At 54.5% G+C, this 16,546-nt stretch carries 18 protein-coding genes and 1 pseudogene; 11 read left to right on the forward strand and 8 right to left on the reverse strand.

Features of this window, described 5'->3' with window-relative positions; all coding sequences use genetic code 11:
* Nucleotides 1-15: 15 nt before the first annotated feature.
* From sppA to P0119_16275, 3 genes and pseudogenes are all read left to right on the forward strand, one after another.
* Nucleotides 16-591 (forward strand): annotated as a pseudogene (sppA, locus tag P0119_16265) (signal peptide peptidase SppA).
* A gap of 49 nt (nucleotides 592-640) precedes the next feature.
* Nucleotides 641-919, forward strand: coding sequence for an integration host factor subunit beta (locus P0119_16270; GenBank protein ID MDF0667607.1), 279 nt, complete (start codon nucleotides 641-643; stop codon nucleotides 917-919).
* Between the two features lie 25 nt (nucleotides 920-944).
* Nucleotides 945-1,946: a PCP reductase family protein gene (locus tag P0119_16275; GenBank protein MDF0667608.1), complete on the forward strand. Its 1,002-nt coding sequence runs from the start codon at nucleotides 945-947 to the stop codon at nucleotides 1,944-1,946.
* A 75-nt stretch (nucleotides 1,947-2,021) separates the two neighbouring features.
* Here P0119_16275 and P0119_16280 read toward each other — a convergent pair whose 3' ends face one another.
* A complete protein-coding gene (locus P0119_16280) occupies nucleotides 2,022-2,342 on the reverse strand; it encodes a hypothetical protein (GenBank protein MDF0667609.1) in 321 nt (106 codons plus the stop codon).
* A 168-nt stretch (nucleotides 2,343-2,510) separates the two neighbouring features.
* Between P0119_16280 and P0119_16285 the strand changes: the two genes are divergently transcribed.
* The 6 genes from P0119_16285 (at nucleotide 2,511) to P0119_16310 (ending at nucleotide 7,856) form a co-directional block, all read left to right on the forward strand.
* Nucleotides 2,511-3,707 (forward strand): VCBS repeat-containing protein, encoded by a 1,197-nt coding sequence (locus P0119_16285; protein ID MDF0667610.1) that lies wholly within the window; start codon nucleotides 2,511-2,513, stop codon nucleotides 3,705-3,707.
* Between the two features lie 137 nt (nucleotides 3,708-3,844).
* Nucleotides 3,845-4,006 (forward strand): hypothetical protein, encoded by a 162-nt coding sequence (locus P0119_16290; GenBank protein MDF0667611.1) that lies wholly within the window; start codon nucleotides 3,845-3,847, stop codon nucleotides 4,004-4,006.
* 353 nt (nucleotides 4,007-4,359) lie between these two features.
* Nucleotides 4,360-5,163, forward strand: a complete 804-nt coding sequence (locus P0119_16295) for a D-alanyl-D-alanine carboxypeptidase (protein ID MDF0667612.1) — start codon at nucleotides 4,360-4,362, stop codon at nucleotides 5,161-5,163.
* Nucleotides 5,164-5,257: 94 nt separating this feature from the next.
* Complete coding sequence (locus P0119_16300; protein MDF0667613.1) at nucleotides 5,258-5,686, forward strand: Hpt domain-containing protein; 429 nt, start codon at nucleotides 5,258-5,260, stop codon at nucleotides 5,684-5,686.
* 50 nt (nucleotides 5,687-5,736) lie between these two features.
* A complete protein-coding gene (locus P0119_16305; GenBank protein MDF0667614.1) occupies nucleotides 5,737-6,114 on the forward strand; it encodes a response regulator in 378 nt (125 codons plus the stop codon).
* Nucleotides 6,114-7,856 (forward strand): GspE/PulE family protein, encoded by a 1,743-nt coding sequence (locus P0119_16310; GenBank protein MDF0667615.1) that lies wholly within the window; start codon nucleotides 6,114-6,116, stop codon nucleotides 7,854-7,856. The genes P0119_16305 and P0119_16310 overlap by 1 nt, the downstream gene beginning before the upstream one ends.
* A gap of 40 nt (nucleotides 7,857-7,896) precedes the next feature.
* Here P0119_16310 and P0119_16315 read toward each other — a convergent pair whose 3' ends face one another.
* The 7 genes from P0119_16315 to P0119_16345 all read right to left on the reverse strand — a co-directional run bounded on the left by P0119_16315 (nucleotide 7,897) and on the right by P0119_16345 (nucleotide 14,803).
* On the reverse strand, nucleotides 7,897-8,430 hold the full coding sequence (locus P0119_16315; protein ID MDF0667616.1) for a hypothetical protein: 534 nt from the start codon (nucleotides 8,428-8,430) through the stop codon (nucleotides 7,897-7,899).
* Nucleotides 8,431-8,592: 162 nt separating this feature from the next.
* The gene (locus P0119_16320) at nucleotides 8,593-8,886 is read right to left on the reverse strand and encodes a hypothetical protein (protein ID MDF0667617.1); all 294 of its coding nucleotides are present in this window, start codon (nucleotides 8,884-8,886) and stop codon (nucleotides 8,593-8,595) included.
* A 105-nt stretch (nucleotides 8,887-8,991) separates the two neighbouring features.
* The gene (locus P0119_16325; protein ID MDF0667618.1) at nucleotides 8,992-10,242 is read right to left on the reverse strand and encodes a Glu/Leu/Phe/Val dehydrogenase; all 1,251 of its coding nucleotides are present in this window, start codon (nucleotides 10,240-10,242) and stop codon (nucleotides 8,992-8,994) included.
* A gap of 36 nt (nucleotides 10,243-10,278) precedes the next feature.
* Nucleotides 10,279-10,989 carry a lipoyl(octanoyl) transferase LipB gene (lipB, locus tag P0119_16330; protein MDF0667619.1) on the reverse strand — a complete coding sequence of 237 codons (711 nt, stop codon included), beginning with the start codon at nucleotides 10,987-10,989 and terminating at the stop codon, nucleotides 10,279-10,281.
* A 191-nt stretch (nucleotides 10,990-11,180) separates the two neighbouring features.
* Complete coding sequence (locus P0119_16335; GenBank protein ID MDF0667620.1) at nucleotides 11,181-12,434, reverse strand: sigma-70 family RNA polymerase sigma factor; 1,254 nt, start codon at nucleotides 12,432-12,434, stop codon at nucleotides 11,181-11,183.
* Between the two features lie 272 nt (nucleotides 12,435-12,706).
* On the reverse strand, nucleotides 12,707-13,453 hold the full coding sequence (locus tag P0119_16340) for a slipin family protein (protein MDF0667621.1): 747 nt from the start codon (nucleotides 13,451-13,453) through the stop codon (nucleotides 12,707-12,709).
* A gap of 24 nt (nucleotides 13,454-13,477) precedes the next feature.
* Entirely contained in the window at nucleotides 13,478-14,803 is a 1,326-nt protein-coding gene (locus P0119_16345; GenBank protein MDF0667622.1) for a nodulation protein NfeD, read from the reverse strand.
* A 104-nt stretch (nucleotides 14,804-14,907) separates the two neighbouring features.
* Here P0119_16345 and P0119_16350 point away from each other — a divergent pair, with 104 nt between their 5' ends.
* Nucleotides 14,908-15,783: a tRNA (adenine-N1)-methyltransferase gene (locus P0119_16350; GenBank protein ID MDF0667623.1), complete on the forward strand. Its 876-nt coding sequence runs from the start codon at nucleotides 14,908-14,910 to the stop codon at nucleotides 15,781-15,783.
* On the forward strand, nucleotides 15,780-16,541 hold the full coding sequence (locus P0119_16355) for an SDR family oxidoreductase (protein MDF0667624.1): 762 nt from the start codon (nucleotides 15,780-15,782) through the stop codon (nucleotides 16,539-16,541). Before P0119_16350 ends, P0119_16355 begins: the two co-directional genes overlap by 4 nt.
* The last annotated feature ends 5 nt before the right edge of the window (nucleotides 16,542-16,546 follow it).

The raw sequence follows: 16,546 nt of genomic DNA on the forward strand, positions 1-16,546 counted from the left end.
AGAAGCAAGAACAACAAGGCGGTTATCGCATCGATGGGGAGCCTTGCCGCATCGGGAGGGTATTACATCGCGGCTGCAGCAGATCGGATCGTGGCCAATCCCGGGACGCTGACTGGAAGCATCGGAGTCATCATGGAAACGGCCAACCGGGAGGGATTGCTTCAGAACATCGGGGTGGAAGGGGTCGTCATTAAGAGCGGGAGATATAAGGATGTGGGCTCTCCACTCCGGAAAATGAGCGCGGACGAAAGAGGTTTGTTGCAAGCCGTGATGGATGATGTCCATAAGCAGTTTATCGAGGCGGTGGCCGAGGGCCGTTCCCTCGAGATTCGAGCTGCCCAAGCGTTGGCCGACGGTCGAATCTTTACCGGACGCCAGGCCAAGGAAGCGAAGCTGGTCGATGAACTGGGCGACTTGGAAGACGCCATTCAGTTGGCTGCGGAGGTGGTCGGAATTGAGGGGGAACCAAAGGTCGTCGAGCCAAGGCGTCGGTTTTCTCTCCGCGAAATTCTGGACTCGAAACTCAGCATGATGTTTCCGAAGTTTGATATGCAACCGGGCGTGAGCTTGAAATACCTGATGGCCTTCTAGCTCGGTCAATAAAGGTACGGTTGTTCTCGTGGCGTAAGGGGGAGTGGATATGACCAAGGCGCAGATCATCGAAAAAGTTACCGAGCAAGTCACCACCTTGACGAAGCGACAGGCCGAAGTGGTCGTCAACACTATTTTCGATTGTGTCAGGGATTCCTTGAGAAACGGCGACAAAACGGAGATCCGAGGCTTCGGCAGCTTTCGGCTGCGGGCTCGTCGGATGAAGGAGGGGCGAAACCCAAAGACCGGAGAGACGGTTGCGGTACCAGCCAAGCGGGTGCCGTTTTTTAAAGCCGGCAAAGAGCTGAAGGAATTGCTCAACCAATAACGATCGACTGATTGAGCAGGAACGAATGTCGACATCAGATTCCTCGCAGACGAATACAACCGAAATCCGTTGGGCTGACGGTGCGCTCAAACGGATGGAGCGTGCACCGATCTTTCTACGTGGCATGGTCCGGCGTTTGGCTGAAAAAAAAGCTCGTGAATTGGGCTACGAGGAAATCACCGAGGAGATTCTTGATCAGTTTAAGGAACAGATGATGGGGCGCATGGGCGGTGAAGCCGGCATGGCCTCTGCTGTTGAGGAGATGGCCGACGGCCGTCTTCCATGGACCGCTGCGGCCAAAGACCGATTGAATACGGTGCCCGAATTTATGCGAGCGATGACCAGGCAGATTGCGGAGGAGATCGCAAAGGAACGAGGGCATCTCGAAGTGAACGTCGAATTATTTGAAAAGGTGGAAGCGCTTGGTGACCTCCACGAGGAAGGTGGGCCCCCGATGGAGTGGACAGAGGAAGCATTGGCGCTGCTTCAAGACAAATTAAAGCAGTCGCCGCCCATCGCCATGGAATTCGTGACCGATATGTTGAAACGAGATACGGAAGATCTCGCCAGGGTCAAAAAACTGACTCGGATCGATGCATCGGTTCTACAGGACCTATGGGAAGCACCTCAGGAACGAATCGCCTGGACCGACGAGGCATGGAAGCGGCTTCAGACATCTCCGGATTTCGTGCGCAGTGGAATCAGAAAAGCCGCCGAACGGCGGGCCCGCAAGCTGGGATTGAAAGAAATCAATGCCGACCATTTGACGACGTTTCGGAACCAGGCGATGATGAAAGCCGTGAAGCGTATCCGCTCATTCGGTTACCATGAACTGACATTCGATGCCTTTGATACTGCTCTCCAGAAAACCAAGCGACTGCAAGGTAATGATCAGGCAGAGAAGCGCCTCCAGGAAATCCGGGGCCACTTTGCCGATCCGTTGACGAAGAAGCCTGAAGGCGGGACCCTGGGAGCCGAGCTCATGGATCGTTTTCGCAGGTACCTCAAAGGTGAAGGGACCCTCTGACAGGATCAAGTTTCTCGTCCGGCAGTTCCAACGTAGGTTCCAAAGATGCCCCACCAACCGGATCGGTGCTCCGCTTCAATGGGCTCCCGCCTGTTGGGGCCAAAACTTGTGCCGGATTTGGGGGAGCGGTTCGTTGTCAAAATTGGGAATGTCGTAGAGACAACGATCGATCGTCGTGACCTCGTCTTCGGTTAACGGCAACGTAACTTTTTTCTTCCAGAACTGATCGAGCGTGAAATAGTCGGCCGACTGAGGTTTCTGCGCCAACAACTCCTGCATTTTTTTGAACCCCGGCGTATCGACGCCTGGGACACGTCCTTTGTTCCGATCAAGACACCACATCAGAACTTCAGCTATCCCGTACATCGTGATATCAACATTCACAATTTTGCTCATGACCTTCCTCCTAAAAGCAACGATGCATCATAACTCAAGCGGAAGGCGAAATTCAAAGGCTGATGAGCTACTGATGCGGATTGCGAGGCCGAAGACCGCCTCTGTATACTGAGTGTTCTGATCCACCATAGGCCCATTGGTACAGCCGGTTAGGGTGTGGGAGACTGGGTGAACATTCTTATCGAGCAGAAATCCCACGTGGTCAGGCGGTTTTTCTTCCTGCTATGGCTGGCTTTTCTTGTCGGTCACGGTCTGTGGGCTTGTTCCAAGAGCGAGCCCTATACCCCACCGGATCCTTTTTATTATTTTGCCAGCTACAAGGTCGGCAAGAATCCTACCACTATTATCACCGAAGACCTGAATCATGACTCATTCACCGATCTCATCACGACCAATATTGCGAGTAATACCCTCTCGATTCTATTGGGTAATGGTGACGGTACATTCAGAGATCAGGTTCAGCTCCATGTCTGTCAGGAACCGCGCTCCCTCGTGACGAGCAACTTCAATCAAGACCGACATCCCGATGTCGCCCTGGCATGCTCCGGTGGCGACGAGGTTATGGTCTTGCTCGGACATGGAGATGGGAAGTTTGAAGAAGGACCACGTTATCCCGTCCATCGTGCACCGATCGCACTGGCCGCAGCTGATATCAATGGTGATCAACATGCGGATCTTGTCGTCGCTCTACGGAACGACAAGGTCAAGGTCTTTCTCGGGAATGGGAGCGGCGAATTTCGACACCTAGTTCAATACGAACATGGCGACACTCCCACATCCGTCGCGTTGGCTGATCTCAACGGCGATGGGAAATTGGAATTAGTGGTGACGAATGGAGGACCTATGTCGAATGCCGTCTCCATTTGGCTCGGGAACGGTGACGGAACCTTTCGTGATCCCAGAGATTATTCCACGGGCCACCGACCCCTTGGCGTGAGTTTTGCCGACTTCAACAATGATCATCACAGGGATCTACTGGTCATCAATGGAGAGCAGGATAGCTTCACGACGTTTCTGGGTAACGGCAATGCGACATTCCAACCCGGCAAGAATTCCGGAGCTGATGCCGGTCCCAACTTTGGGTTGGCACGGGATTTCAATGGCGACCGGTTCGAAGATGTGGCGATCGTGAATATCCAGTCAAGTGACCTATCGATCTTGTTCGGGAAGGGCGATGGTACCTTTCATTACCCTCCGAGGAATTACCGCACGAAGTCTGGTCCGTTTGCGCTTTCATCCTTTCGTGTCACGACCTTCGGACTGGAGGAACCGGGACTGGTCATCGCCGACAACGGAAGTGGCAGCGTCTCGATCTTCCTTCACCGTGGGCTTAAACCAACTGCGAAGTCGGAGACAAGAGAGTAGGAAGCGAGCGATCGCTGTCTATTCTTGACAGCCTGGAAGGCCTTCGTTAGAGTGGCCCGTGGGTAAAAAGCCCTAAATTATTGAACACTGCTATGGCGCTTCGAGCTTTTGCATGGTGGTTTATGATTGGGGCTCTGATGACCCTCTCGGTTCTGATGGTCCAAGGTGGAATCCGGGACCTGTGGGAAGGGACACAGCCCTCCGGGAGTACCAACGTGTTCGTGTATTTCGGCACGACCCTCATCGGCGGCGGCTTGCTCGCTGGGTGCGTCGCCCTAATCATGAATCGCCTTCGGTAATTGGAGAGAATGGGAAATGTATGCAGTGCCTCAAGTGCAAAGGGTTCATGCTCGTAGAACGCCACTACACCCTTGTCAACAGAAGGATATATGCTCGGTGCCTCAATTGTGGGTTCTGGATTGACTTGGCCGACCTCCTCCGCTTTTTTCATAAAGTTATTGATAGTGGTCGGAAAGGTGGTAAAGTGCGTGAATCATTCATGTTCTAAAATAGGCGGTCGTTTGTGGCACAGGGCGACCATTCCCCGCTCGATTATCACAGGCAGAGCCGAGATGATGCCATCTCTCACCTTGGTCTGGTTTCGGCCGCCTCTCTTTTGTTCCTCGCTTTTACAATATGCCCAGCCTTCGGGATGGAGCATCAATCTCGCAACCAGACCACTCATCATGTCGGTTATGTTACGCAACCCCTCCCATGGAAGCGCATCCCGGCACACAGTATTCTCCTGAAGGAATTGCGATCAGGCCGTATCCTGTTCCAGCACGAGGTTGAGAAACGCCTGTCGCCGGCGAGTCTAACCAAGATTATGTCGGCATTGATTATTCTCGAGAAGGGCCACCTTGACGAGCTGGCTACAGTGAGCAGAAATGCCGCGAGAGCTCCCAAAACCCACCTACGACTAAAGGTCGGAGAAGTGTTTCGTCTTGGCGATTTGCTCAAGGCGATGATGATGGTGTCGGCCAATGATGCCTGCCTGACAGCTGTTGAGCATGTCGGAGGCGATGAAGAGCAGTTTGTGAAGTTGATGAACGCCAAGGCTGTTGCCCTTGGGTTATCAGACACGCACTTCAGTAACGGGTGCGGTTTCGACGACCCAGACCACTACTCGACAGCTGAAGATCTCGCCAAACTCAGTGAGGTGGCGATGCGAAACGCGGTGTTCCGAGAACTCGTCAAAGAGGAACGCGAAATCATCACACCTGTCAGTGGTTATCGCGCCTATGTCCTGCATAACACGAATCGTTTGCTTGGTCGCATTCCAGGCGTGGAAGGGGTGAAGACCGGATTCACTTCCAAAGCAGGTCGATGTCTGATCGCCAAAGTCTCTCAAAATGGGAGCGACCTACTTCTCGTGATTTTGAACTCCAACCGCCGGTGGACTACCGCGAAAAGCCTGATCGATTACGGTTTTCGTCTCACCCGCACCATCCAATAGCCGCTGCGTTTCATTGTGAGCATGTAGTCGTGAGTCGGTGGCCAGGGTTCGCTCACGTTGTTGATTACGGCTACCGATATACAGCGAGAATCCAATGCAGCTGCACACTTACGCGGATGGGGCCACAGGCCAGCTCCAATCGATGGATTCAGGACATATCCAAAACGTTCCCTCAACCACACCCGTTGATTGTTCATTGGCTCTACGCTGGGCGGACGGGGATCGATCACTGCTCGCCGAAATCACGGAGACGTTTGTAGAAGACTGCCCGCAGCGGATGAAGGAGCTGGAGCTGGCTGTATGGGAAGGTAATGCAAATCTGATCAGGCAAGTTTCGCATAGCCTCAAGGGGATGGTCTCCTGCTTTGGGGCGCATCAGGCCAAGTCGCTGGCGCAGGAGATGGAACATCTTGGTCGAAGCGGAGAGGTTTCAGAGGCTGCCGCTCTTCTACCGCGCGTGGTACATGAGCTGTCGCACATGATCGAACATCTCAAGAAGATAGATTGGCAGATTGTCTCGTAACCTGCTGAGCTGTTCACTGCAGACAGCCCGGTAACGCAATGGAAGCCCCAGTGACGAAGATTGTCGTGGCGGACGATGACCGAATGCTTCGCAAGGCGACCGAAACCACCCTGCGTCGTCATGGATATGTGGTGTCGACAGCTTCCGACGGGGAAGAAGCCCTTCGTCTCATCCGGTCCGAGCACCCCGATATCATCGTACTCGACCTGATCATGCCGAAGGTCCAGGGATTCGACGTGCTCCAGACACTCAAGCAAGATGCCTTGACATCCTCCATACCTGTGATTGTGTTAAGCAGTCTTGCCCAGGATCGGGATAAACAAGAAGCGCTGAGTCTTGGAGCGGTCGCCTACTTCAATAAGTCAACATTTTCTCTGGGCGAGTTGGTCAAACAGGTTGAAACGGCACTCACTCAAGGACGGAATTAATGGCGGAGTTTCAGGTCACCGAAGACGAACTGCGATCACTGTTCGTCGAAAATCTCGGGGTCATTGACCAGACGGACTTCGATAGGTCGACCAAGTTGGCTAAGCGACTGAGAGTGCCGCTCATGCACACCTTGGTCGAGCAAGGCCGCATCCCGCAAGCCTTTCTGCTGGACCAACTTGCCCGTAGTTGGAATGTCAGTTTTGTTGATCTAAAACTCGGCATGGTCAAGAGCGAAGCAATCAATCTGTTGCAAGAGACCTTCGCCCGCAAGCAAGTCCTTATCCCGTTCGAGCGCCAGGGAACACAGTTGCACGTCGCCATGATGGATCCTCGGGAACTGAAAGTCGTGAATGAGGTGGAACGACTGACTGGACTGCGAGTACGTCCCTTCTTGGCCACGGAGGCCGCGATCAGGCGCGCCCAGCTCTTATACAGGAAGGAACTGCGGGAGATTCTCGAGCGAGCGACGACGGAAAGGACCACCGACTTGACTCCGGCTAGACAGCAGGAGATCAACGAATCCACCATCGTGGAGGCCGCTCAGCGCGTCTTGCTCTACGCCGCTGTCACACGGGCGTCCGACATCCATATCGAACCGTTTGAGCTTGAAACCGTAATCCGCTACCGCGTGGACGGAGTGATGCGTGAAGTCTTCAGTTTGGCGTCGATGCTCCATCTCCCTCTGGTCTCGCGTGTCAAGATCTTGTCCGGAATGCGGATCGATGAGCGCCGCATTCCGCAAGACGGGCGGTTCGAAGCCGATCTCGACGGATTCAAAATAGATCTCCGCGTGGCTTCGGTCCCTACGCAGTGGGGTGAAAAACTCGTGCTCCGGATCCTCTCAAAGGACAATGTCATTATCGATCTGGAGGATCTTGGGTTGATCTCCTCGGACTATGAAATCGTGCTTCGCAATATTCTCCGGCCGTTCGGCATGGTGCTCATCACTGGTCCTACCGGATCGGGCAAGTCGACCACGCTCTATGCCATGCTGATGCGGATTGGGACAGAGCGACAGAACATCGTCAATATTTCAACGATTGAAGAACCGGTTGAGTATTCGATCCCCCGAGTCAACCAGACTCAGGTAAATCATCAAACGGGCGTTCTATTTTCAACAGGCTTGAGGGCGCTGCTCCGTCAAGATCCAGACGTGATCATGGTTGGAGAAATTCGGGACTGCGAAACCGCGGAGATCGCCGTCCAAGCTGCCCTCGTTGGGCGGCTCCTCTTGTCCACACTTCATACGAACGACGCGACCGGAAGCATTCCTCGACTGCTCGACATCGGTGTGGAGCCCTATTTGCTGTCCTCGTCCTTATCGCTTGTGGTTGCGCAACGGCTGGTTCGAAGAATTTGCAAGAATTGCCGCGAGAGTGTGCCCCCCAGCGCGCGGGTCCTCGAATCCATTCAATCCCGGAGCGACTATTCCGAGACCGTTGCCATCTTACAACGGCAAGGCATCCTTCGAACAACCTATGACGGCCTTAGTGGCGTTCGGTTGTATCAAGGAAAAGGATGCGCACAATGTCAGGGAAGCGGTTTCACCGGTCGTGTGGGGCTGTTCGAGCTGTTTGAAGTCGATGAAGATATTCGAGATCTGATCATGCAGCGAAGGCCGGCATCGTTCATTCGCTCGACTGCGATCATGAAAGGGATGAAGACGATGTTTCAAGACGGACTGGCTAAGGCGTTCATGGGAGAGACAACGGTCGAAGAGGTATTACGAGTGGCGATATAACTATCGAGTTGGCCGATGGATTGGTGGAGCAGTAGGGGAATTAACGCGGCTGGGAAAATTCGATGTTGACGTCTTTGCCGAGGTAATTCACCTGGAAGCCTTGCTTGTCGTAAGCCAGCACTGCACCCATGACGTTTTCGTCACCGTACTCCTCCTGGCCTAACAACTTTCGGATGTCCTCGGTACTTTCGCTGTTGAGCACGTTTCGAAAGATGCCTCTGGTCTTGTACGCGAACCGATTATTGATGAAAAGGAGGTCGACCTTACCGTCCTGAATACGGACTCCGGCCATTGGACCGGTCGGTTTTCGTTGATCGAGCAGAAAGATGAACGTCGCTTCCTGCTCAGCCTTCACTCCTGAAATCTTTTCATTCACCAAGGTTTCGACGGCTTTGGATTCCGAATCGCCGAGTTTGACGCCGAACAGCGAAATCTCAGCGCTCGAAATGGCTTTTGGCTCCATGACATCGTTCTTGCTCAATTCGTACGGCTCGGCATGGGCTGAGCCGAGCGTTGCGAGGACGCTCGCCAGTAGGATGATCGGCATCCGCACCACATTTTCTTTCGTCCTCATGGTATGTAACGGTTCTTTCGTAAGGGTTGGGGACTTTGTCAGGATGAGAGAATTGGCAGAATCCAGATAGGCATGCAACGCATTGTATGCCAAGAGCGGCCGGACCTGCAAGGAACGTGAAGCGCGAGCGTTCGCCGGGTCCGATGGGCAGGTATCCTTGCATCATGGCTGAAGCTCTCTGGACAGCAACATCGCCCCGAGTTCTCGGAGCCGGCAAAAGTAAGCTTGGGGTTCGCCGTCCAATGCTTCCGTCAGTTCATCGAGGTCTCCCAAACAGTCTTTCACGATGGCAACCCGTTGGTCGTCGAGACCCTCGGAACCATGGAGGTAGTAGACCACACAGCCGCTAATGACCGTGTCGATGGTCATTAATTGCCCTTGATGTGGGCTCGAAAACTGAGGCCAACCATCGGCGCAATGTCGTTCCCACGCTGTTGCAATCATGCTTCGATCCATGAGGAGCTCCTTTCCCTCTCCGTCATGTGACGAGCCAGCATTCTAGTGGATACGGTAGCAGACAGCCAGGAGATCCCGATGGAACAGTGTGGAAGAATCGCAGGATCAAGGATACAGTCCACGCTGACGATGTGCTTGAGCAACTTGATCAATCCCACTCATGAGTGCCGCCATGCGCATCGACACTCGCCGTTCGGTCGAAAAATGAAGTGTCCGCTGAAAGGCGGACGTGATGATGCCTTGCAGTCGATTCTGGATGTCTGTCGCACTCCAGAAAAAGCGCTGAAAGTCCTGCACCCATTCGAAGTACGAGACGATGACACCGCCGGAATTCGCGAGGATATCCGGGATCACAAAGATTCCCTTCTCTGCGAGAAGCCTATCGGCTTCCAGGGTCGTCGGACCGTTCGCACCTTCGGACAGGATTCGGCACCTCAGGGAATTCGCATTCTTAGCCGTGATCTGTTCAGACAGGGCAGCGGGCACGAGCACGGTGCAATCGAGTTCCAACAATTCCTCATTGGTGATCGCATCACCCTGCTTGGTTTCCCGCAGCGGTTGTCGAGGATCGCGGCGAAGCAACTCTGTGACATTCAGTCCCTTGGAGTTGTAGATTCCACCCTGGACATCGCTGACGGCAATGACGCGCGCACCTTGTTGTTCCATGATGCGAGCTGTGTGGGAGCCGACATTCCCGAATCCTTGGATCGCCACAGTGGCACTTTCAATCGACAACTTGAGGTGACGAAGCGCCTCTTGCGTCACATAGACGACTCCACGTCCCGTCGCTTCTTCACGACCCAAGCTCCCCCCGATCGAGATCGGTTTGCCGGTCACCACTCCTGGAACGGCGTAGCCGACTTGCTGGCTGTACGTGTCCATGATCCATGCCATGGTCTGGGCATCGGTCCCGACGTCCGGGGCCGGGACATCCTTGTCCGGACCGATCAATGGGAAAATTTCTGCGGCGTATCGCCGTGTCAGTCGCTGTAGCTCGGAGAGTGAAAGTTGCTTCGGCGCTACAGTGACTCCTCCTTTCGCTCCTCCGTACGGCAAGCCGGCCAAAGCGCATTTCCAAGTCATCCACATCGCAAGAGCAGCCACCTCTCCGAGATTCACGTCGGGATGGTACCGCACGCCTCCCTTGGACGGGCCCCGCGACGAATCGTGTTGAACGCGGTAGCCGGTAAAAACCTCCACGTGCCCGTCGTCCATCCGAACCGGAAGGCTGACGACGAGAGAACGCTGTGGAAGTTTCAGGCGTTCACGGAGATTTGGGTCAAGTCCCATCGTTTCCGCTGCCTGATCGAACTGCGCGACGGCCAGCCGAAAAGTCGGTGTATCAAGTTCCTGCATAGGACTCCTCTAAGCAAACCCTCGTACGTCGGCCGGTCATGTAGTGGACCAGGTGAGGGCGAACACCGTCGCGAAGGTCCGAGCGAGCTCCTGCTTGACGGCGTCGACTGAGACTGACGTTTGACTCACAGCCGCCATGGATGTCACTTGGCAATCGGGCAAGCCGCATGGATGAATTCGGCGGAAAGGCGACAAGTCCAGATCCACGTTGAGGGCAACCCCGTGCAAGGTGATCCCGCGGTCGATTCGTATGCCGAGGAAAGCGATTTTTTGCGGTTCAGGTGCCATGACCCACACACCCGGCTTGCCGATGATACGAGTTCCGGAAATGTTCCAACAGTTGAGCAATCGGATGATCACCTCTTCCAGTAACCAGACCAATTGCCTAGGCCCCGAAGCATGCCGATCGAGCTTGAAAATGGGGTAGAGGACAATCTGTCCGGGGCCGTGAAAAGTCACAGATCCTCCACGATTGACTTGGTGCATTTCCGCTCCATCCGCGCATAAGGAGGATTCACTGCCTCCCCAATGCGACGACCTTGTCCTACGTCCGAGCGTGTAGACGGGTGGGTGTTCAAGAATCAGAAGGGTATCCGGCTGGAGATCGAGGAGACGCTCCTCATGCAAACGACACTGCATTTCCCACGCAAGGAGATACGGAACCGGTTCTTGGAACACGCGAACCGCCCCGACATGAATGTGGAGAGGATTCGACCGCGGAGACGTCACGGTATTTGCGTCGATCATGGGATCATACGCTCAAAAGGACAGGCCCGTCCGTGAAGATGTAGAACGCCCAGCAGTGGTCAGTTCTTGTACGTACGGTGCCGGAGGGAAGGCTCCGCATGGCAAGAATATTGTTGCACAACTCACCATGCAGAGGAAAGTTGGATTGCGAAGCTGCCAGAGCCGCCCTCATAACCAGTGAAGGAATAAGGTTACTTGATGGCTGCGAAGAGCTCCTTGATCCCAGGGGTCTTCAGCTTCTTGAGCGCCTTTGCCTCGATCTGGCGGATACGCTCGCGCGTGACGGACAAGCTTTGGCCGACTTGCTCCAAGGTGCTGGCTTCATCGTAGCCGATCCCGAAGCGAAGTCTGATGACGGTTTGCTCACGAGGCGTGAGGGTGCTTAGAATACGGTCCAGTTGTGCGGTCAGTTCGCTTCGATGGACATGAGCGTCTGGCGGAACTGCTTGCTGGTCTGGAATCATGTCTCCGAACTGCGTATCTCCATCACCGATCGGAGTTTCCAAGGCCACCGGTTCCTGAAAGGCCAGGACAGTCTCGCGAATCCGCTCCGGTCTCATGCGCAGCACATGAGCAATCTCTTCCAAGCGAGCGGGCCGCCCAAACTGTTGCCCGAGCCTCCGCATCACACGGAGAATTCGATGCGAGGCTTCGGTTTGGTGTACCGGGATGCGAATCGTTCGAGATTGATCCGCAAGTGCCCGCGTGATGCCCTGCCTGATCCACCACGTTGCGTAGGTGCTGAATTTAAATCCCTTTCGATACTGATATCGTTCGGCCGCTTTCATCAGGCCGATGTTGCCTTCTTGTACGAGATCCAGCAAGGTCAATCCTCGCCCGGTGTAATGTTTAGCAACGTCCACCACCAAACGAAGATTGCACCGCACGAGCTCATCTTTGCCTTGCTCCAAGATAACTCTCGCGACGTGGATCTCATCGAGCACCGTTTTCAGTGTTCTTGCCGTGGCTATCGACGGTTTGATGTCCGAGCACGACGGATGAAGAGCGGTGCGTATGGCCTTCTCAGCCTTATCCAATGCAGTAGCGGACAGCCCGCTCAATCGTCTGACCGTTTGGAGTACGTTCACACTGTCTGCAAGAAGTGATGCTCGGTCGTACTTGAACAAAGCTCGTACGGCTTGACGCAGAGCGGCCCGAATGCGCCTGGTCCCATGGTCCACCCGTTTGGCAATCGCGGTCTCTTCCTCTCGAGTCAAGAGACCCCGTTCACCGAACGACCGGAAGTATAAAGTCTCCAAAAGAAACGGACTGGCACCACGGCTTGTGCGCATGGCCGGCTGGGTCTTCTCATCCGAGCCGGATTCCTCAGCCTCACGGCTGATCATTCCCAACATGCCGCTCGCCTTGGCGTCATCGGCATCGACATCCAGGACGAATGTTTTCTGTATCTCCGTCTCGTCAGAGACGCGCAGTTCTTCTTTCATCGTGTCACCTTTGCTCTGAATTATATTGTAAAGCACAGGTACCCCTTGCCTTGTTAGAGTCGCATTCAGCGGAAAAGATTCAACCGAGTCGTGACTTGTATGGCTTATATGAAGCAAAAGGGATGCTGGATTGAAGATGAGAAAAGGCGGGTGTGATCAGCTGGAAAAAGTATAAAGATTAGACTGAGCTAATGAGGAAACGGAGGACGAACTGTCGCACTTATGCGGCATCTATGTAAAAACGGCATCATCGATCTGGCTGAAATGCCACACTACTTGGGTAGCAGTCCTTTGATGAAGGGGGCAATGGTGTCGATCGGAATCGGGAAGATGGTCGTCGAGTTTTTCTCGGCCGCGATTTCGACGAGTGTTTGGAGATAGCGCAGTTGAAGGGCGGCTGGATTCCGGCTAATGACATCGGCGGCTTCGGCGAGTTTCTGCGCCGCTTGAAATTCGCCCTCAGCATGAATAATTTTTGCCCGTCGTTCCCGCTCGGCTTCAGCCTGTCGGGCGATCGCACGTTGCATATCTTGAGGAATATCCACGTTCTTCACTTCCACGGCAGCAACTTTTACTCCCCATGGCTCGGTCTGTTGGTCGATAATCCGCTGGAGTTCGGCGTTGATGTCATCGCGCTTCGATAACAGGTCGTCGAGCTGACTCTGGCCAAGCACGCTGCGCAGGGTGGTTTGGGCGACTTGCGACGTGGAATACAGATAGTCTTGGACTGCCAGCACCGCCCGTTGAGGGTCAACCACCCTGAGGAAGATGACGGCGTTCACTTTCACGGAAATATTGTCCAGCGTAATGACATCTTGGGAGGGGACTTCCATGGTCACGATTTGGAGATTGACGCGCACCATCTGTTGAAGGACCGGGACTACCAACCGAATGCCGGGTCCTTTCACCGTCTGAAACTTGCCCAGCACAAACACCACGAGCCGCTCGTATTCCATGACGCGCTTAAAACTGGCATAGAGCACGAGGACCAACAAGACTAACGGCATGAGCAACGACATAATGGCTCCTTGTCTTCGGTCGGTTCATCTGTGAGCGGGGGCAACCTTCACGGTCAGTCCCTCGACCGACATCACCTCCGCAGCCTCCCCTTGCCTGATCGGAGTTTGGCTGACTGCTTCCCAGATCTCCCCCTGGACCGTAATCTGACCGCGTGGGTTGAGATCCGTCCTGGCGATTCCGATCAAACCAATCATCCCTTCAGCCCCAGTGATTGATCTGCCACGAGTGCTCTTAACGACCGTCCATGCAATGATTCCGATCAGGCCTCCGATCGTCACGACGGTCGGCAATAAAAAGGATAGGGAGACTTGCAGAAAAGGCGCGTCACTCTTGATGAGGAACAGACCGCCCAACGTCATGGCGGCCAATCCACCGAGTGCGAGCAATCCATAGCTGGTGACAGAAATTTCGAGTAGGAGGAAAACTGCACCGAGTATCACAAGAAATGCGCCTGCATAGTTCACAGGGAGCGATTGAAGCGAATAGAAAGCTAAGATCAAGCTGATGGCGCCGATGATCCCGGGCAGGATGGCGCCTGGGCTGTAGAGTTCTGCCATAATTCCGATGGTTCCGATGGACATCAGCAGGTAAGCGATATTGGGGTCGCTTAAGATTTTGAGCAATTCCAGCCGAGTTCCCATTGGGAATCCATGGAGAGTTGCGGTCTCGGTTGAGAACGTGATTGATCCATGTGGAAGGGCGATCTTTCTCCCATGCAGGCGTTTCAACAGTGTCGGGATGTCTTCGGCGATCATATCGATGACTTTGAGCTTCAGGGCTTCTTGCTCTGTCGCGGAAACGCTCTTTCGAACCGCATCCTCGGCCCATGATACATTCCGCCCATGCCGTTCCGCGATGCTCTTGATGTATGCAACCGCATCGTTTTCCACCTTCTCCTTCATCGTGTTGTCCATCTCGCCGCCCATGGCGACTGGGTGCGCTGCACCGATATTGGTACCAGGCGCCATGGCGGCAACATGGGCCGCCATGGTGATGAAAACTCCCGCAGAGGCAGCTCGACCTCCTGAGGGAGAGACGAACACAATCACCGGAATGGTCGATCCCGTAATATCTTTGATCATCAGGCGCATGGAGGTGTCCAATCCTCCAGGCGTATCGAGTTGTAAGATGAGAGCCTGTGCGCTTGATGTCTGGGCATACGTGAGGGCATCGTGAAGATATTCAGCTGCCACAGGGTTGATGACCCCCTCGTAGTTTGCCACGACGATGTCCTCGGCAAGAGCGGGATCGGTTGGAAGAATCAAACAGAGTGCCGACCCCAGCCCTACCATCGCCGCTGTGAGGCCACGGCCAAGCGCCGCTCTCGTTGTTTCACCATCTGTAGGCATCGTAAGCTATTGAATGATGAGAGGATCTTACGGCCCACTTCCTAGCCTGTCAAGGAACGGCGATTGGTTGCAAAGGATGAAACGAACCACCTAGAATGCGCGGCATGTCTTGTTTTTCCAACGGCGAACGCATCCATCTTGTCGATCAAAAACGACGGCAGTATGCTCTCACATTGAAAGCGGGTGAGACCTACCAGTTCAGTGGGCAAAGAATCGCGCACGATGCGCTGATCGGTCGTCCCGACGGATCCATCGTCACATTATCCGGCGGCAAGAAGATGGTGGCGCTCCGACCGACCTTCGGTGACTATGTGCTCAAGATGCCCCGAGGGGCTCAGGTTCTGTATCCAAAGGATCTCGCGATCATACCCATGTGGGCGGATATCTACCCTGGGGCTCGAGTCTTCGAGGCTGGAACCGGCTCAGGAGCCTTGACCATGGCCCTATTGCGCGCAGTGGGGCCGGGCGGCTTGGTGGTGACCTATGAGATCCGGGAAGATTTTGCACAGACGGCAAAGCTGAACATTGCCCGTTCCGTGAATCCGACTAATCTGATCTGCGCCAAGAAAAATGCCTATGAGGGCATCGACCTATTGGACGATCAGGTGCCGTTCGATCGTGTCGTGCTTGACTTGCCGGAACCATGGCAGGTTGTACCACATGCCGTGAAAGCCCTTCGATCCGGTGGGATCTATCTGAGCTTTGTTCCCACCGTTCCTCAAGTCATGCGAACGGTAGAGGCACTCGAACGCACAACCGTATTTGGAATGATCGAAACGTTTGAGACGTTGCTGAGAACCTGGTCCGTGCATGGCAGGAGCGTGCGACCTGATCATCGCATGGTGGCTCATAGTGGGTTCATCACCGTGGCCCGTAAGGTCGAACCGGGACTCCTTGGACCAATGCCTGACGGTGGAGCTCCTGTCGATAGCGCCCAAGAAAGCACGCAGGATGAAGCAGAAGAGGAACTGAACTTATGAACAGGGTAGAAGGCAAGGTAGCTGTGGTGACGGGAGGCAATGCCGGGATCGGTGAAGCGATCGCGAAACGTTTTGTCGAGGAGGGAGCATCGGTCGTCATCACGGGCCGTCGGCAACAGGAATTGGATCGTGTGGCCAGTGTGATTCGACTCAACAAAGGAAAGGTACTCGGGGTTGCTGGTTCAGTGACGGATGAAACCCATGTGCAGGATGTCGTCCGTCGAGCCCTCGATAGTTTTGGGCGGATCGACATTTTGGTCAACAATGCGGGAATGGGTGAATTTGGAAAGCGTCTTCACGAAACCGAGGATGTCATCTGGGCGCAAATGTTCGACATCAACGTGACCGGAGCATTCCGCATCACACGTGCCGTCATCCCCCATATGCTGAGGCAAGGACGAGGCTCGATCATCAATATCTCGTCAATTGCCAGTCTAGTAGGCCTCTCCGGATCAGCCGCCTACTCGGCATCGAAAGGTGCGCTTGACGCCTTGACGCGTGTCCTGGCGGTCGAATATGCGGAGGAAGGAATTCGTTGCAATGTGGTGAATCCGGGTCTGATTGACACGCCTATGGCGGCTCCCCTGATGGCCAATCCAGCCATGCTTCAGCCCATTCTTGCTCAATATGCGATTCATCGCCCTGGGGCGCCGGAAGAAGTGGCGAATATGGTTCTCTATCTGGCCTCCGATGAAGCCACATGGGTTACCGGCGCGACCTTCACTATTGATGGGGGCATGACCGTGTATAAAGGGTAATGGTA

The sequence above is a fragment of the Nitrospira sp. genome (genome assembly GCA_029194665.1).
Taxonomy (GTDB): domain Bacteria; phylum Nitrospirota; class Nitrospiria; order Nitrospirales; family Nitrospiraceae; genus Nitrospira_D.

Excerpts from the sequence above, each read along its gene's own strand:
- P0119_16270 (MDF0667607.1), top strand. The coding sequence starts at position 641 with ATGACCAAGGCGCAGATCATCGAAAAAGTTACCGAGCAAGTCACCACC.
- P0119_16275 (MDF0667608.1), top strand. The coding sequence starts at position 945 with ATGTCGACATCAGATTCCTCGCAGACGAATACAACCGAAATCCGTTGG.
- P0119_16280 (MDF0667609.1), bottom strand. The coding sequence starts at position 2,342 with ATGAGCAAAATTGTGAATGTTGATATCACGATGTACGGGATAGCTGAA.
- P0119_16290 (MDF0667611.1), top strand. The coding sequence starts at position 3,845 with ATGACCCTCTCGGTTCTGATGGTCCAAGGTGGAATCCGGGACCTGTGG.
- P0119_16295 (MDF0667612.1), top strand. The coding sequence starts at position 4,360 with ATGGAGCATCAATCTCGCAACCAGACCACTCATCATGTCGGTTATGTT.
- P0119_16300 (MDF0667613.1), top strand. The coding sequence starts at position 5,258 with ATGCAGCTGCACACTTACGCGGATGGGGCCACAGGCCAGCTCCAATCG.
- P0119_16310 (MDF0667615.1), top strand. The coding sequence starts at position 6,114 with ATGGCGGAGTTTCAGGTCACCGAAGACGAACTGCGATCACTGTTCGTC.
- P0119_16315 (MDF0667616.1), bottom strand. The coding sequence starts at position 8,430 with ATGAGGACGAAAGAAAATGTGGTGCGGATGCCGATCATCCTACTGGCG.
- P0119_16320 (MDF0667617.1), bottom strand. The coding sequence starts at position 8,886 with ATGGATCGAAGCATGATTGCAACAGCGTGGGAACGACATTGCGCCGAT.
- P0119_16325 (MDF0667618.1), bottom strand. The coding sequence starts at position 10,242 with ATGCAGGAACTTGATACACCGACTTTTCGGCTGGCCGTCGCGCAGTTC.
- lipB (MDF0667619.1), bottom strand. The coding sequence starts at position 10,989 with ATGATCGACGCAAATACCGTGACGTCTCCGCGGTCGAATCCTCTCCAC.
- P0119_16335 (MDF0667620.1), bottom strand. The coding sequence starts at position 12,434 with ATGAAAGAAGAACTGCGCGTCTCTGACGAGACGGAGATACAGAAAACA.
- P0119_16340 (MDF0667621.1), bottom strand. The coding sequence starts at position 13,453 with ATGTCGTTGCTCATGCCGTTAGTCTTGTTGGTCCTCGTGCTCTATGCC.
- P0119_16345 (MDF0667622.1), bottom strand. The coding sequence starts at position 14,803 with ATGCCTACAGATGGTGAAACAACGAGAGCGGCGCTTGGCCGTGGCCTC.
- P0119_16350 (MDF0667623.1), top strand. The coding sequence starts at position 14,908 with ATGTCTTGTTTTTCCAACGGCGAACGCATCCATCTTGTCGATCAAAAA.
- P0119_16355 (MDF0667624.1), top strand. The coding sequence starts at position 15,780 with ATGAACAGGGTAGAAGGCAAGGTAGCTGTGGTGACGGGAGGCAATGCC.